The organism is Amorphus sp. 3PC139-8 (assembly GCF_040750475.1).
Classification (GTDB): domain Bacteria; phylum Pseudomonadota; class Alphaproteobacteria; order Rhizobiales; family Amorphaceae; genus Amorphus.
The window spans coordinates 1-15,398 of the sequence record NZ_JABJVY010000054.1 but is presented as its reverse complement, the minus strand read 5'-3'; the positions used below and the strand labels follow the sequence as shown (position 1 = coordinate 15,398).

Here is a 15,398-nt window from a genome sequence, read left to right as displayed (position 1 = left end):
GCCTCCACCCAGCAGGCAGCTTGAATCAGATCCAACCCCTCAAGGGAATCCCATTTCCGATTCAAAAACCAAATGACGCGCTCTAGCTGGTGCGCCGCTCGCGACCGTGAAAGCGGACGAGCGGCGCAAGTGCATCGAGTGCTTTTGAGGCGTCACCCGGCCAATGGGCGGCGAGCAGGCCGGTGAGATGGGCGGCGGCCGCACTCGCACCGCGAATGTCGCCGGCGCTGGCGATCGGGCAGGCCCCGAAGCGGGCGTGCGGCAGGCGGAGATCGGAAAGCGCGTCCGGCGCGCAGCGGGCGTCTCCTTGAACGGACAAAACCTCCGGAAACCCGGCGGGATAGACGGGCTCGCCGCGCGCGGCGGCCGAGGCGACCACCACCGATCCGGCCTCCTGAAGCTGCGCAATGCGCGCGCAAAGCTCCTGCGCAGGCCGCGCAAGCCCGAATGAGCAGTGCACGATCTCCGGCGGGTCCTGCAGGAGCCAGTCCAGGGCGGCGGACAGGATCGTGACGGAGGTGGCCAGCCGGCCCGGAAACACCGCTGCGCTGACGAATTCCACCTCGGACGCGTGGTGCGCGATCGTCGCGGCCATGGCCGCGGCATGGGCGGCGGCGTGGGGTGTGCCGTCGCTTGCGCAAAAGTGCGCAGCCGCGCCGTGCGCAAACTGCGCAACGATGAGGGGCCCGTCGACCAGAGCGACCCGGATCATGCGGTCGGCCCAAGCCGGGATGCGAAGGCGGCGAGATCGATCGCGGTATCGAAGCGGCCATAGTGGGACGCACCGCCATGGGTCACCACCAAGCGCGTCCGGTCTCTGAAGCGATCGTCGATTGCGGCCATGATCCGTGCGACCCGGTCGCCATCGACCTCCGACAGGCTCTCGTCGAGGATCAGCACCCGGAACGGCTGCATCAGCGCGCGGGCTAGGCAGAGCCGCTGGCGCTCGCCGCCGGAGAGATCGAGCCCGCCTTCGCCGAGAAGGGTTGCAAGACCGTCCGCGCCGAAACGCTCGTGGAGCTCCACCAGCGTCAGCATGTCGGTCATCTCGGCGTCGGTGGCGCCTGGATGGCCGAGCCGGAGGTTCTCCGCGACCATGCCGGAAAAGACGTGGCCCTTCTGGGGCACCAGCGCGACCGCGCGCCGAAGATCGCCGACCGCGAGCTGGCGGAGGTCGATGCCGTCCAGCAGGATGGCGCCGGCGCGGGGATCGTGATGGCGCTGGATCAGGCCGAGCAGGGTGGATTTCCCGATCCCGGATGGTCCCTCGATCCGCACCTTGGCACCGGCCGGGATGTGGGCGGTAAGGTCGGTGAACAGCAACCGTTCGCTCGGCCCGTCGGCAAGCCGCGACAGCACCAGCGCGCCGCGACCATCGGCCGGCAAGGCGGCGGGGGTGGCCGGCTCGGCGACGTCCGGCGCGGCGCTCATGACCTCGTCGAGGCGCAGGAGGGCGGCCTTCATGCGCGCCTGGCCGTGCCACAGCCCGATCAGCGACTGCATCGGCCCGATCAGGAAGGCGAGATAGGCGGTGAAGGCGATCAGCGAGCCGAGTGGCAGTTGGCCGTCGATCACGGCAAAGCCGCCGATCAGGAAAATCGCGCCGCGCAGGATCGCCGTCAACGCCATCGGAACGGCGCGGGTGACCTCGTTCCAGACCTGGGCCGACATTAGCGCCTTGATCAGCCCCTTCTGGCGATCTTCCACGGCGGCGGCGGCCACGTCGGTGGCGTTGAGGGCGCGCAGCGCGGAGAGGCCGGAGATGGTCTCGGCCAAGCGCGAGGCGAGAGCGCCACGTGCCGTTCGCACCTCGCGAGCGCGGGTATGGGTCACCGGCCGGGCCTTGGCGAAAAACACGAGCTCCACGGGCGCGAGCGCGAGCGCGATCAGCGCCAGCGTCGGCTCCAGCACGAACAACATCGCGACGCCGCCCAGAAGCTTGACCAGGCTGCCGCCGCCGTTGACGAGCGCGGCGAACGCAAACTGCTGGACCTCGCTGGCGTCGCCGTCGAGCCGGCTCATCAGCTCGCCGAGCTTCTGACGTGCCTGCCAGCGCGGCGATTGCACCAGAATGCGCGCCACCGCCGCCCGGCGCAGGTCGGCCAGAAGGTGGGCGGAAAAGCGCATGTGAAGCAGGGAATTGACCACCCCGATTCCGACCGCGGCGAGACCGATCGCGAACAACAGCACGCTGAACAGGACAAGCGCCTGCTTGTTGCCAGCCATCAGACCCTGGTCGATGACGAGCTTGGTGAGGTAGGGCGGGATCAGCGCCGTTCCGGCGGCCACCAGGGTGAGGGCGAACAGGGCGGCGACCGGCAGCCGGTAGGGGGCGAGCAGCGGGCCGAGCCAGATGGCCTCGCGGGGCCCGAACAGGCGGGAGAGCAGGGCAGAACCGACCCCGCGCGACGCCGGCGGGATCCGCGTCCCGGCCGTCTCGGCCTTCAGGCTGTCTGCGTTCGCCATGGTCGCTTCTTCATGCAAGCCCCCGGGCGGGTCGTCTTTCCCCCGCTCACGCCGGCTCGTTTTGCTGGCGGCTGCGCGGGCGCGGCCTAGGTCATGAACTCATAAATCCGCACGGTCCGGGCGGAGGCGATTTGGTCGAATTCCAGGAGCAAGAGCGCAGGAAACCCGGCCGGTTTTCAAGATTTTGCGACGCAGCAGTCGGGCAAATCGACCCGCTCCTTCGGACGCCGAAACGGCTTCGACCTGCTTCGTCGACCCGCTCGGACGGGGGAAAGACCCCGCCCTTCGCGGCTCTCCTGGCATCTCTTTGCCGTTTCAGGCGCCGGAACATTCGCATTTATGAGTCCATGACCTAACGGCCGGCACGCAGTCGCGTGCTGGCGGGAGGTTTACGGCAAGTTCTTTGCCCAATCCACCGCTCACCCCGGCGAAAGCCGGAGTCCAGGGCAGATTTCGCGGGCGCTGGCCGTGTGGCCCTGGATTCCGGCTTTCGCCGGAATGAGCGGAGAAAAACGCGATACTATCGGGCGGCTCGGCGGGAAATCTCAGCTCCCCCGCTGGATCACCTGCAGCGTCGCCGCCGCCATGTCGCCGCCCGACGGCAGGTTGATCTCGCCGATCCGCTCCAGCGTTTCGGAATCGTAGACGCCGATGTCGGAGTTGGTGCCGGCGACATAGACTTCCTTTCCGTCGGAGGAGACGTTCACGACATAATAGGTGTGCGGCAGGTCGACCCGTTTGATGAGTTCCTTGGTCGCCACGTCGTGCTTGGAAAGCTGAGTGTAGACGCCGAACAACTCGTCCTTGTTCTGCGGGTTGCGCGCCGCGGAGAACATGATGACCTCGAAGCTCGCGAAGTCCTCGATTTCCGATGCGCCCGTGGAGAGGTCCACGCTCTCGTAGCCCCAGACGAAATCGGCAAGTTCCTGCTGGCTCGCATCGGTGAATTTCGCGGCCGAATAGAGCAGCAGGAATTCGTCCGCCTGGCTGCCGATCGGCCAGAAGGCGAGAACGTCGGGTCCGGAATAGGTCGGGCGATCCCACGACTTGTTCGGGATCTTGACCGTGAACGCGCCGCTCTTCGGGTCGATCTGATAGATCTCGTGGCCGGCGGCATAGACCATGCCATTGTCGCCGGTGGCCATCACGGTCATGCGGCGCGGGGCGGGGAAGGTCTTCACCGGTTCGGCGTTCAGGCCGGCGGTGGCGTCGTAGACCGCGAACTCCGGCTCCATGATCTCATAGCGATCGGCCAGGAGCTTCACCGGATTTCGGATCGTGTAGATCTCCTTGCCGTCCTTGGAGATCGCGAGCGAGGCGACCGTTTTGCGCCGAACGTCGCCGCTCGACTGGTGGGCGGAAAACACCGTCTCGCAACTTTCCAGATCGATCCCGAACACGTCTCCCCAGCGGTTGGCCAGGATGTAGGCGATGGTGCCATCCGGCGACATGGCGATGACGCCGGGGATCAGGTTGAAGTCGAGCGTGCACTCTTTGTCGACCTTCCGCGCGCTGGCGTCGACGACATAGAGCTTGTTCGGCTTGGTGACGGTGACGAGGTAGTCCTTGGCGAGGGCCGGAACGACCGAAAGGCCGAGGGTTAGGCCCGCCAGCGTGGCAATCAATCTGCGCATCGCTCGGATCTCCGAATTCGCGCGGCGGCGGCCGCTCGTCAGGTTTCGTTGTCGGACGGGAACACGGTGCCAAGCGAGCGCCAGTCCTTGGGGGCGCTGGCTTCGTCGGCGTTCCAGTCCGGATAGGAGTTGATGGTGTCGGGCACCTGGGCCGGCCACCAGCACGGGTCGGAGCAGCCGTAAAGGTCGGCCTCCATCGGCTGGCACAGCGAGGCGACGCCGCCGAACGGGTCGACCTCCCAGCCCGGATCGAGGGTGGAGGTGCAGCCGGCGACCACGGTCTGCATGGCGCGCACCTCGTCCATCTGGTCGGTCTCGACCGCTTTCACGACGCGGTCGGCCTTCTGGTTCAGGGGCTTTAAGTGCTTCATTTGCCGTATGCCCTCCGCGGCATGATGTGATCGGTGAAAAAGGCGGGATTGCCCGCAATGAGCTCGCCGTAGACGGAGATCCCGAAGTCGACCCAGTCGCGCATGAGGTCGCAGTAGTGGTAGGTCGGCTTCATCGGGTCGGAGAAATGGGCATAGCTCTCGTGATAGCAGCCGCCGGCGCAGATGTTGCGGATCCGGCAGGTGGAGCAGCCCTTCTCGGTGCGGTCCGCCCGGTCCTCGATGAAGCGGGCGAGCTTCTCTTTGGCGATACCCTGATCCAGGTCGCCGTAGGTCTCCATGTCGGAGCCTGTGAAGCGATGGCAGAGGTTCAATCGGCCACCGTGATCGACCGCCAGCATACCAAGGCCCGCCCCGCAGGGTAGGGCCTTCGACCGGCCTTCGTAGAGGTCGGTCATGAGCTGGTGCATATTGGAAAAGCCGATGTTCTCGCCCTTGAGCGCGGCATCGCGGTAGTGCCGGCCGAGCCGTTTCATCTCCTCAAACACCGTGACGAGCTCGTCGCCGGTCAGGTTGAACGGCGCGATCGGCCCCGAGGTGACCGGCGAGAAGCCGACTTCGTGGAAGCCGATCTCGTTTCGGAGATGGTCCCAGATCTCGCTGACGGCGGTGATGCCGCGCGTGAGCGTGACCCGGCCGCCGACCGGGCGCGACGTGTAGCGCTCGATCAGCATCCGCGTCTTGGCGGCGACCACCTCGTAGGTGCCCTTGCCGCCCACGGTCTTGCGGTTGAGGTCGTGCAGGGCCTTCGGGCCGTCCATGGACACGGTGAGGCCGAAGCGGTGGGCGTTCAGCCAGTCCACGATCTCTTCGGTGAGCAGCGTGGCGTTGGTGGTGAGCGTGAAGTCGACGCGCTTGCCGAGCGCGCCGAAGCGGGCCTCGGCATAGTCCACCACCTCCCGGATCAGGCCGAGATTGGAGAGCGGCTCGCCGCCGAAGAAGACGACGTTGTAGCTGTCGCGGTCCGGGCTTTCCGCCAGCAGGAGCTCGATGGAGCGCTTCGCCGTGTCGAAGGCCATCTTGCGGCCCTTCGACGGGGTGTCGAGATCCTCCTTGTAGCAGTAGGTGCAGGAGAGATTGCAGCCGGTGTTGACGTTGAGGACGATCGTCGTCAGCGGGAAGTTCTTGATCTCGATCGGCGGGCGTTCCGGCCGTGGCGGCCGTCCGTCGGTGACGATGTCGAGATCCAGGAAGGCGCGGATGCGCTCCGCGACCTCTGCCGGGTCGGCTTGGCCGTCGAACCGGGTCCGCACGTCGCCTTCGCTGACCGTGCCGCGATCGGCGAACAGGTCGATCACGTCACTGTCGAGCCGGTCGATCTCGAACAGCGAGGTGGTGGGGACGTGGAACAGGAGCTTGCGCCCGTCCACCTCCACCCGATGGGCGTTCTGGGGCTGAAAGAAGAGTTGTCCCATGTTGGCCTCCCGTCAGCGGATCGGCGGATCGTTCCAGCGCTGGACGGTCACGATGAGGTGGCCTTCGCCGGTCGCCTCGCCCGTGTCCGCCAGCACCTTCAGATCGCCGGCATTGTTGGTGGAGAAGGGCCGCTCCGGGTTCAGACCCGCCGGGCCGGGCGTGAAGATGCCGAGTTCGGCATCGATCTCGCCGGCATATTTCACGTCCTCCATCTGCTCGGCGATCTGATCGAACGGGGCCACGGACCAGGTCGCGGGCAGGGCGCCGATGCGGACATCGTCGTCGGTGCCGGGCTCTCCGTCGGGGCCGTTCCAGTAACCGATCGCCTCGAACCGGGCTTTCACGCGCGGAGTGGTGCCGCCGTCGCCGCCGACGCGGGCGACCGCATAGGGCGGCTCGATCTTGACGGAATCGACATGGTCGTAGACCGCGAAATCATCGGAAAGCGTGGCGTCGCCTGCCGCGATCGTGACCGCGCCGTTGGTCTCGGCTTCGGGGGTGAGGTCGATCGCGATCCCGTAGGCGTTCTGCTCGCCGCCGCTCGCCTCGATCGGGCCGGACAGCGTGACCGCCTCAAGTCCGGTGCCGACGATCTGAACGCTGCCGCTGCTGGAGCCGGCTTTCAGCGTGGAAGGAACCACGCCGGCAATCGCCGGGGCGCCACCCGCCTTCACGGCGGAGAAGGCGCCGCCGAGGGAATCCTCGTCGGCCAGGAACAGCCGTCCGGAGAGGCTGCCGCCATCTTCCGAGATCGCCGCGATCTCGCGGTAGTCGGTGCCGCCGATCTTGAGGTTCGCCCGCCACTCGAAGCCGGTGTAGACGTTGAGCCGGCCGGAGACGGGAAGCTCCGTGCCGTCGGCGGTCATCAGCGTGCCGGAGACCTCAAAGGGCTGATCGTCGCCGGACACCGTCAGCGTGCCATAGGCCTCGCCCTGTTCCGGCAGCCGGGTGACGAACGCCCAGTCGCCGGTCGCCTCGGGCATCTCGGCCTCCAGCCACGACGACCACGCTTCTGTTTCCAGCGGATAGGTTTCGGCCAAATACGGCACGATCTCTTCGCGCGCGATCTTCAGCCATTCGCGGTCGCGCGAAAGCGCCTGATATTCCAGCGTCGGCCATTGCCCGACATGGAAGTTGACGAGCAGGTTCCACTCTTCCGGTGTCCGCCGCTGCAGGCTGACGCGGGCGCCGGAGTGGCAGCGGGCGCACATCTCCGCGAGCGGCGCTTCGACCTCTTCCACATGGTTGGGGGCACGCTCGAGAATGTAGCGGTGGCCCTCCGTCTCCGAGGGCGCCAGGCCCTGGGTGTTGGAGAGGTAGCGCACCAGCTCGCTCTGGACCTGGGGTTCGATCGCCGCGTCGTGGAACAGGCGCATGCGGACGATCGTCATGAGCCAGCCTTCGGGCGTCTTGCGCTGGCCGGAAATGCGGCTGAGCGCGCCGGAGGCATCGGCCGCGTGGCAGCCGCCGCAGGTCTCCGCCAGAAGCGCCTGGCCGTCGCTTTGGGCGTGTGCGGGTGCCGTGGCCAGAAACACGAGCCCAGCGGCCGCGGCCAGGTGCCCGCCTCGCAATCGTCTCGTCATGCTGTGTCCCTCGTCTCTTGGTTCGTCTGGTCGCCGTCGTCGGGGCCGGTGATCCCCGGGATCGATCGGCTTGGAAGGTCGAGAAGGCCGCGGCTTCGAAGCCAGCCGAGCGCCAGCTTCGCGCGCTCGGGCGGAAGTTCCGGCAGGAGCTCGGATGGGGTGACGCTGTGGGGCGAGGCGACTTGCGCGCGGGCCAGAAGCTCGGTTGCCGGCAGGCCGCAGACGAAGGCGACCCCGTCGGGATCGAGCGGCGTGATCAAAACGTCGCGCTCGACCAGCCGGTTGGCCTCGACCACGACCCGACGTTCCGCGCGCGCGGCGTTAACGGTGTCGTGGGCGGGGCGATCGTCGGGCCAGGCGGCGCGATCGCGCCAGAAGGGAACGTCGGCAAAGCCGGTGGCGAGGCGGTAGAAGTCGCGCCCGATCCGGGCCTGGCGCCAGAAGGTGGCGACCACGCGGTCTTGGAAGAAACGCTGGGCGAGGCCGTTCTGGTCGGCTGGGTCGTCGAGCAGGTGGGCGGTGAGAGGAAGCGCGGAAAGGGCGGAGGACAAGGCCCAAAACAGGCCGTGGCCGGACAGCGGGTCGAGGGCCACGGCGGCGTCGCCGATCGGCATCACCGGCGGTTTGAACCGGTCGGCCTTGAGCGCGATCCCGGCATGGCGCGCCAGCGGGCGTAGCGCGGAGAGATCGGCGCCGGCGATAGGCTCCAGCCCGGATTGGGCCAGAAAGCGCTTCATCCGGGCGGTGAGGGCGCAGCTTCCGGAGCCGGCCAGATCGTCGGCATCGACGGAGATTTGCAGCCAGCGCCCGAGTGCAGGGTGGTGGGCCGCCCAAAGCCAGCCCTGGCGCGTGGCGATCACCTCCGCACGAGGGGCGTCGTCGCGGGCGTCGGCGAGCAGGGCGGAGATCGCCAGCGTCTGGGGGCCGCGGATCTTGGCGCGGGTGGGGGCGCGGCGGCCGCGCGCATCGATCATCACCCGGGCGCGCACGTTGTCGCCGGACGAAAGCTGCAGCTCGACGCCGTCGTACGGGTCGTGCCGGATCAGCCGCTCCAGACGCCCGCGCAAAAGCCGGACGCCGGCATAGCCCGCCTCTATCCTGAGCGTGGAATCGAATCGATCGCGCGCGACCAGGCGCTCGGTGTTGGGGCGTCCGGGGAGGGCGCCCCAACTGACCTTGCGGGCGAGAGGATCGGTGGTCGCGCCAAAGGCGCTGGCGAGATGATGGCGCAAGAGCAGATCGGCCACCCGAGGGCTCAAACCCTCCAGGCGGGGGCGGGTGGTTTCCGGATCGACCAGAGCGACCACGGCCCCCGCGCGCGCTAGGCTCAGGGCGGCAAACGCACCGGCTGGCCCGCCGCCGGCAATGGCGACGTCGACTATCCGTCCCGACATGGTTCCCCTCTCCACCCTCCGCCCGTGTGTTCACGGTGCGGCGGGCTCCTCTTGCCCAGCTAAGGGGAGGGCGTCGGCGCGTTCTCGACAATTTTGGCCATTCGGGGGCTCATTGATTGGAAAACATCAAAATTGTTGAAATTTTCGTGGGGTTGAAGTTGGCTGAGCGATGATCGCACCCGTTGCGTGATCAGGGGGTCTTGATCGAGGTTCTGCCATGCCCACCGGCGCCACGATCGTTTCCGGCGCGTTGTCCGGATTGCAGCATGTTCTCGACGACCATGGGGTGGAGCCATGCGCGCTCGGCCGATCCAGCGGCATTCCGGAGGACGCCTGGCGCGATCGCCGGGTCGAGATCCCGTTGTCGTCGTTCGTATCGATCTATGAGCGCGGGGCGGAGGCGCTGCACCAGCCCGGCGTCGGCTGGACCTGCGGGCGGAAATTCGACATCGCGGATCTGGGCGCCTTCGGCGAGGCCGTGCTGACCGCGCCGACGATTGGAGACGCGCTGACCATCTTCGCCGACTTTATCAGTGCGGTGCAGAGCGAGACGGAACTCCGGCTCACGGTCGACGGTGGCCAGGCGACGCTCAGCTACCGGATCCTCAATCCCGACATCTGGCCCCGGCGCCAGGATGCCGAATTCACGCTGTCGGTGCTGAAAAGCCTGATCGAGACCGCGGCCGGCGACGATTGGCATCCCGACTTTATCTCCTTCGAACACGATGCGGTCCGCTCGGTCACGGCCTGGCAGGAGGCGACCGGCTCCGACTGCCTGTTCGGCTGCGAGACCAATGCGCTCGGCTTTCCCGAAAGCGTGCTTGGCTGCCCGATGCCGCAAACCGACGGGTCGCGCCATCGCCTGTCCGTCGAGACGCTCGCCCGCCGGATGGCGGAGATCACCCGGTCCACCTCGCTCACCGAGCGCACACGCCTGGCGATTTATTCCCATCTCGGATCCGAGGCCGTGGATCAGGAGACGATCGCCGCCATTCTCGGCCTGTCGCGGCGCAGCCTGCATCGCCACTTGAGCGACGAGGGCACGCGCTACTCCGCCGTGCTGGAGGACTGCCGCTTCCGGGTGGCGCGCCAGGCGCTGGTCTGCTCCGGCCATCCCCTGGCCGAGATCGCCTTCGATCTGTCCTATTCCGACCAGACCGCGTTCGAGCGTGCCTTCAAACGGCGCACCGGCCTGACGCCGCGCCACTATCGCCGATTGTTCCGTCGCGACGCGGCGGCGTGACGCGATACGACAATCGATCGACGCGCATCGCATATCCGTGTCAAAACACCTCCGAAAGGCCTGTCAATTGGCTTGCTCGTTTGGGAGGATGCGATGCGCGGTTCGAAGAAAACCATTGTTAGCTGTGCGATCACGGGGTCGATCCACACGCCCAGTATGACGCCCTATCTGCCGGTGACACCGGACCAGATCGCCAGCGAGGCGATTGCGGCGGCGCAAGCGGGCGCCGCAATCCTGCACCTGCACGCTCGCGACCCCGAAACCGGCGCGCCCAGCCAGGACCCCAACCACTACGCGCTGTTTCTCCCCCGCATCAAACAGAGCACCGACGCGGTCGTGAACATCACTACCGGCGGCGGCCTCGGCATGACGCTGGATCAGCGCCTGGCGGCGGCGAAATGGGCAAAGCCAGAGGTCGCGTCCATGAACATGGGCAGCCTCAACTTCAACATCTCCGGCGCGGCCGCGCGCATCGAGACCTTCAAGGAAGACTGGGAAAAGCCCTATCTGGAGATGACCAAGGACCTCATTCTGTCCAATACGTTCACCCAGATCGAGCGCGGCATCACCGAACTCAAGGAAAACGGCACTCGGTTCGAGTTCGAATGCTACGACATCGGCCACCTTTACAATCTGGCGCACTTCGTCGACCGCAAGCTGGTCGAGCCGCCGTTCTTCGTGCAGGGCGTGTTCGGCATCCTGGGCGGGATCGCGGCGGAACCTGAGCATCTGCAGCACATGCGCGAGACGGCGGATCGGCTGTTCGGCGACGACTATTATTTCTCGTGCCTGGGCGCAGGCCGCCATCAGATGCCGTTTGCGACCATGAACGCCATGCGCGGCGGCCACGTGCGGGTGGGGCTGGAGGATTCCATCTATCTTAGCAAGGGCGTGCTGGCGCAATCGAACGCCGACCAGGTGGCAAAGATCGTGCGCATCCTGGAGGAGCTCTCCATCGAGGTCGCAACGCCCGACGAGGCGCGCGAGATGCTCGCCCTCAAGGGTGGAGACCAGGTCGCGTTCTGACTCTAGAGTATTTCCAGGCCGAGTGGGTACCGGTTGGCCGTCCGGAAATGCGTGAAAACAAAGGGTTAGAGCCGTATTGCGATTCAACGAAAAACGGAACGGCTCTAGGACCGGCTGAGGAGAGACCAAACGGCAGGAGGAGGCCACGCATGTGCCGTGCCGCCGACCACACGATCCATAGCGCCCATCGGCATTTCGGATGGGACAATTCGATCGAGCCGGTGCAGGTGATCGCGCCCGGCGAGACGGTGGAGATTTCCTGCATCGATGCCGGCGACGGCCAGTTGACTTCGGAAAGCACCGCCGCCGACATCCCGACCATGGATCCGGGCCGGGTCAACCCGGTCACCGGCCCGATCTTTGTCGACGGGGCGGCGCCGGGCGATGCGCTTCGCATCACGATCGACCGGTTCGCCCCGTCCGGTTTTGGCTGGACCGCCAACATTCCAGGCTTCGGGCTGCTTGCCGATCAGTTTCCCGACCCGGCGCTGCACATCTGGTCCTACGACCGGGAGACGCTGTCGCCAGCAGCCTATTCGCCGGTCGGGCGGGTGCCGCTCAGGCCGTTCGCGGGCACGATCGGCTGTGCGCTCGCCGAGCCGGGCCGGCACTCCGTGATCCCACCGCGCCGGGTCGGCGGCAATATGGATATCCGAGACCTTTCGGCCGGAACCGTGCTCTATTTACCGGTGGAGGTGGAAGGCGCGCTCTTGTCGGTCGGCGACACCCACGCCGCCCAGGGCGACGGCGAGGTCTGCGGCACGGCGATCGAAAGCCCGATGGACGTGGCGCTGACTGTGGAGCTGGAAAAGCGCGCCGATATCGCCATGCCGCGCTTCACCACGGCCGGTCCGGTCACCCGCCACCTCGACGCCGAGGGCTACGAAGTCACGACCGGTGTCGGAGCCGACGTGATGGAGGCGGCGCGGATCGCCGTCGGCGAGATGATCGAGCTCCTGGCGGCTCGCACCGGAATGAGCCCGGTGGAAGCCTATATGCTCTGCTCCGTCTGTGGCGATCTTCGGATCTCCGAGATCGTCGACATGCCGAACGTGGTGGTCGCTTTCTATTTCCCCCGGGTCGTCCTGTCGTAACCGGCTCTTCGCGCGCTCACCCCAATCCCCATCCGCTTTTCGGGTGGTGCGAAGCCGGCTTTTCACTCCGCACATTCCCGCGCAAGCGGGAATCCATGGTGAGTCAGCTGTCGGGTCTGGCGGCAGAGGTCGGACACGGACTTTGTTGCTGATGCGCGGCAACCGTATCAGCCGAACGGAGTCTCACGTCTCCAAACCGCTCGAACCGCCCTATGGATTCCCGCTTTCGCGGGAAGGAGCGGAGATTGGGGCAGAGGTCTCGCCGTATCCCACCCACCAGGGCGCGACGGCGCCCGGGTCGATCAAGAGGCGAGGAGCGAAGCGACCGGGACAAGGAAACAGCCGCGAGCCGGCGTGAGCGAAAATACACTCTTACCGGAAAACCGGTCTCCCCTTCGTCCGGCTTCGCTTGAGCCATCGCGCCGGCCTTTCACTCCGCACATTCCCGCGCAAGCGGGAATCCATGGTGAGTCAGCTGTCGGGTCTGGCGGCAGAGGTCGGACACGGACTTTGTTGCTGATGCGCGGCAACCGTACCAGCCGAACGGAGTCTCACGTTTCCAAACCGCTCGAACCGCCCTATGGATTCCCGCTTTCGCGGGAAGGAGCGGAGATTGGGGCAGAGGTCTCGCCGTATCCCACCCACCAGGGCGCGACGGCGCCCCGGCCGATCAAGAGGCGAGGAGCGAAGCGACCGGGACAAGGAAACAGCCGCGAGCCGGCGTGAGCGAAAATACACTCTTACCGGAAAACCGGTACCCACTTTTCCTGATCCTGCGAGATCAACCCCTTCGGACTCTGTCCGAAGGGACAAGTTGATCGTCTCTTGAATGAGAGCGGGATCCGGGCGGAAAACCGGTACCCACTTTTCCTGATCCTGCTCTCTATAGCACATTGTAATAAGTATAGCTCTTGCTATATTTCTCCCGTCAATCGGGAGATCGGCGATGACGGACGTCGCACAGCGGCAGACCCTATCGGAGCGCACGGCCGGCCAGATCCGGGAGGTTCTGGCAGGTCGGCGGCACGGTGCGCGGTCGACGTTCCTGTTCGCCGGCCCCGCCGTGATCGCCTCGATCGCCTACATGGACCCAGGTAATTTCGCGACCAACATCCAGGCCGGCGCGGGCTACGGCTACTCGCTGCTGTGGGTGGTGTTGGCGGCGAACCTGATCGCCATGCTGTTCCAGTCGCTGTCGGCCAAGCTGGGCATCGTGACAGGGCAGAACCTTGCCGAGATGTGCCGCGACGAGTTCGCGCTGCCGGTCCGCTCCGTCATGTGGGCGGTCAGCGAAGTGGCGGCGATGGCCACCGATCTTGCGGAATTTCTCGGCGGCGCGATCGGCCTGTCGCTTCTGTTCGATATGCCGCTTTTGATCGGCATGGGCGTCACGGCGGTGGTGACCTACGCCATTCTTCTGTTCGAGGGGCATGGCTTTCGGCCGATGGAGCTCATCATCGGCGGGCTGGTGGCGATTATCGGCCTTTGCTACGTGATCGAGATGTTCATCGCGCCGGTGGACTGGGCGGCGGCCGGGCTTGGCATGGTGGTTCCGGACCTGCCGGATGCCTCCGCATTGACCATTGCCGTCGGCATCATCGGCGCGACCGTCATGCCGCACGCGGTCTATCTTCATTCCGGCCTGACCCAGCACCGGACGCCGGGCACCAACGCACGCGAGCGCGGGCTCTTGGTGCGCTACTCCAACCGCGAATGCATCATCGCGCTGGCGGTTGCGGGCGCGGTGAACATGGCGATGGTGATCATGGCGTCGGCGGCTTTCCATGCCGGCTACCCCCAGGTCTCTGAGATCGAAACCGCCTATCACACGCTGACGCCGCTCTTGGGAGCGGCCGCTGCCGGCGTCTTCCTGGTGTCCCTGATGGCCTCGGGCATTTCGTCGTCCGTGGTCGGCACCATGGCCGGACAGATGATCATGCAGGGCTTCGTCGGTTTCCGGATTCCGATTTGGCTGCGCCGGCTGATCACCATGGCGCCGGCGTTCGCCGTGGTCTGGTTCGGCGTCAACACCACCGACGCGCTGGTCTACAGCCAGGTGATCTTGTCCTTCGCCTTGCCGATCCCGATGATCGCGCTGGTTCTGTTCACTGGCAGCCGGCGCGTGATGGGCGAGTTCGCCAACTCGCGACGGATTCAGGTTCTGGCCTGGACCGGCGCCATCGTCATTCTCGCCCTGAACGTCGTGCTCTTGGCACAGACGTTCGGAGTGCCTATTCCGGGGCTTGCGACCGGGTAGGGGGTGTGCCTTTCGGCGCAATGAATGGGGACGGATATCCGATGACTACCCCAGCGTCCGGCTCCAGCCGTCTGTCGGCGACCGAGATCGAAGCCCATGCGGAGGTGTTCGAGAAGACGCGCCAGGCGCGACGGACCGAGCTGGTCGAAGACTATGTGGAGCTGATCGCCGACCTGATCGAAGACACCGGAGAGGCGCGCCAGACGGAAATCGCCAAGCGGCTCGGGGTCTCCCAGCCCACGGTCGCCAAGATGCTGCGCCGCCTGGCGGAAGACGGGCTGGTGCTGCAGCGGCCCTATCGCGGCGTGTTTCTCACCGACGAAGGCCACCGCCTGGCCGCTGCCTCGCGCCGACGCCACGAGATCGTCGAGGCCGTGCTGCAACGCCTCGGCGTCGATCCCGATACGGCGCGCCGCGATGCGGAAGGCATCGAGCATCACGTGAGCGAGGAGACCCTCAAGGCGTTCGAGCGCTTCCTGCAGAACGGGTGAGGGCTCGGAAAACAGGTGCCCATTATTCCTGGGATTTTGTAGTCTTCGCCGACGCGAGGCCGGGCGGCGAACCGGTCCGCGCTTTGTCTGGCTTCGCTTGAGCCAACGCGCCGCCTGCCAATGACTCCGCTCATTCCCGCGCAAGCGGGAATCCATAGTGAGTCGGCCTTCAGCTCAGGTGGCTGAGGTCGGACACGACCTTAGTTTCTCCACAGCCATGTCCCGGCCGAACGAGCTCTCAAGTCTCCAGGACATTTTAACCGCCCTATGGATTCCCGCTTGCGCGGGAATGAGCAACCGTGTCTGCTATGTGGTCGGTGCGCAGGCTGTCTCGGCGTCGCGGATGATGGCGTTGAGATGGGTGATGAGCTTGCGCATCACGGCGGTGATGGCAACTTTGAACGG

General features: G+C 66.2%; 12 protein-coding genes. 5 read left to right on the top strand and 7 right to left on the bottom strand.

Features of this window, described 5'->3' with window-relative positions:
* Positions 1 to 82: 82 nt before the first annotated feature.
* The 7 genes from HNS03_RS25165 to HNS03_RS25135 all read right to left on the bottom strand — a co-directional run bounded on the left by HNS03_RS25165 (position 83) and on the right by HNS03_RS25135 (position 8,882).
* Positions 83 to 712: a hypothetical protein gene (locus tag HNS03_RS25165; protein ID WP_367198805.1), complete on the bottom strand. Its 630-nt coding sequence runs from the start codon at positions 710 to 712 to the stop codon at positions 83 to 85.
* Positions 709 to 2,466 carry an ABC transporter ATP-binding protein gene (locus tag HNS03_RS25160; RefSeq protein WP_367198804.1) on the bottom strand — a complete coding sequence of 586 codons (1,758 nt, stop codon included), beginning with the start codon at positions 2,464 to 2,466 and terminating at the stop codon, positions 709 to 711. Before HNS03_RS25160 ends, HNS03_RS25165 begins: the two co-directional genes overlap by 4 nt.
* A 545-nt stretch (positions 2,467 to 3,011) precedes the next feature.
* The gene (gene peaD / locus HNS03_RS25155) at positions 3,012 to 4,100 is read right to left on the bottom strand and encodes a quinohemoprotein amine dehydrogenase subunit beta (protein WP_367198803.1); all 1,089 of its coding nucleotides are present in this window, start codon (positions 4,098 to 4,100) and stop codon (positions 3,012 to 3,014) included.
* A 38-nt stretch (positions 4,101 to 4,138) separates the two neighbouring features.
* The gene (gene qhpC, locus HNS03_RS25150; protein ID WP_367198802.1) at positions 4,139 to 4,471 is read right to left on the bottom strand and encodes a quinohemoprotein amine dehydrogenase subunit gamma; all 333 of its coding nucleotides are present in this window, start codon (positions 4,469 to 4,471) and stop codon (positions 4,139 to 4,141) included.
* Positions 4,468 to 5,904, bottom strand: a complete 1,437-nt coding sequence (peaB, locus tag HNS03_RS25145; protein ID WP_367198801.1) for a quinohemoprotein amine dehydrogenase maturation protein — start codon at positions 5,902 to 5,904, stop codon at positions 4,468 to 4,470. Before peaB ends, qhpC begins: the two co-directional genes overlap by 4 nt.
* Before the next feature lie 12 nt (positions 5,905 to 5,916).
* Entirely contained in the window at positions 5,917 to 7,488 is a 1,572-nt protein-coding gene (peaA, locus tag HNS03_RS25140; protein WP_367198800.1) for a quinohemoprotein amine dehydrogenase subunit alpha, read from the bottom strand.
* Positions 7,485 to 8,882, bottom strand: a complete 1,398-nt coding sequence (locus tag HNS03_RS25135; protein ID WP_367198799.1) for an NAD(P)/FAD-dependent oxidoreductase — start codon at positions 8,880 to 8,882, stop codon at positions 7,485 to 7,487. The genes peaA and HNS03_RS25135 overlap by 4 nt, the downstream gene beginning before the upstream one ends.
* Before the next feature lie 217 nt (positions 8,883 to 9,099).
* On the opposite strand from HNS03_RS25135, the gene HNS03_RS25130 reads away from it, so the two are divergent.
* From HNS03_RS25130 to mntR, 5 genes are all read left to right on the top strand, one after another.
* Positions 9,100 to 10,125 (top strand): AraC family transcriptional regulator ligand-binding domain-containing protein, encoded by a 1,026-nt coding sequence (locus tag HNS03_RS25130; RefSeq protein ID WP_367198798.1) that lies wholly within the window; start codon positions 9,100 to 9,102, stop codon positions 10,123 to 10,125.
* A 93-nt stretch (positions 10,126 to 10,218) separates the two neighbouring features.
* Positions 10,219 to 11,151, top strand: coding sequence for a 3-keto-5-aminohexanoate cleavage protein (locus HNS03_RS25125; RefSeq protein ID WP_367198797.1), 933 nt, complete (start codon positions 10,219 to 10,221; stop codon positions 11,149 to 11,151).
* Between the two features lie 149 nt (positions 11,152 to 11,300).
* The gene (locus tag HNS03_RS25120) at positions 11,301 to 12,245 is read left to right on the top strand and encodes an acetamidase/formamidase family protein (protein WP_367198796.1); all 945 of its coding nucleotides are present in this window, start codon (positions 11,301 to 11,303) and stop codon (positions 12,243 to 12,245) included.
* A 946-nt stretch (positions 12,246 to 13,191) separates the two neighbouring features.
* The gene (locus HNS03_RS25115; protein ID WP_367198795.1) at positions 13,192 to 14,502 is read left to right on the top strand and encodes an Nramp family divalent metal transporter; all 1,311 of its coding nucleotides are present in this window, start codon (positions 13,192 to 13,194) and stop codon (positions 14,500 to 14,502) included.
* Between the two features lie 41 nt (positions 14,503 to 14,543).
* Positions 14,544 to 14,993 (top strand): manganese-binding transcriptional regulator MntR, encoded by a 450-nt coding sequence (gene mntR / locus HNS03_RS25110; RefSeq protein ID WP_367198794.1) that lies wholly within the window; start codon positions 14,544 to 14,546, stop codon positions 14,991 to 14,993.
* The last annotated feature ends 405 nt before the right edge of the window (positions 14,994 to 15,398 follow it).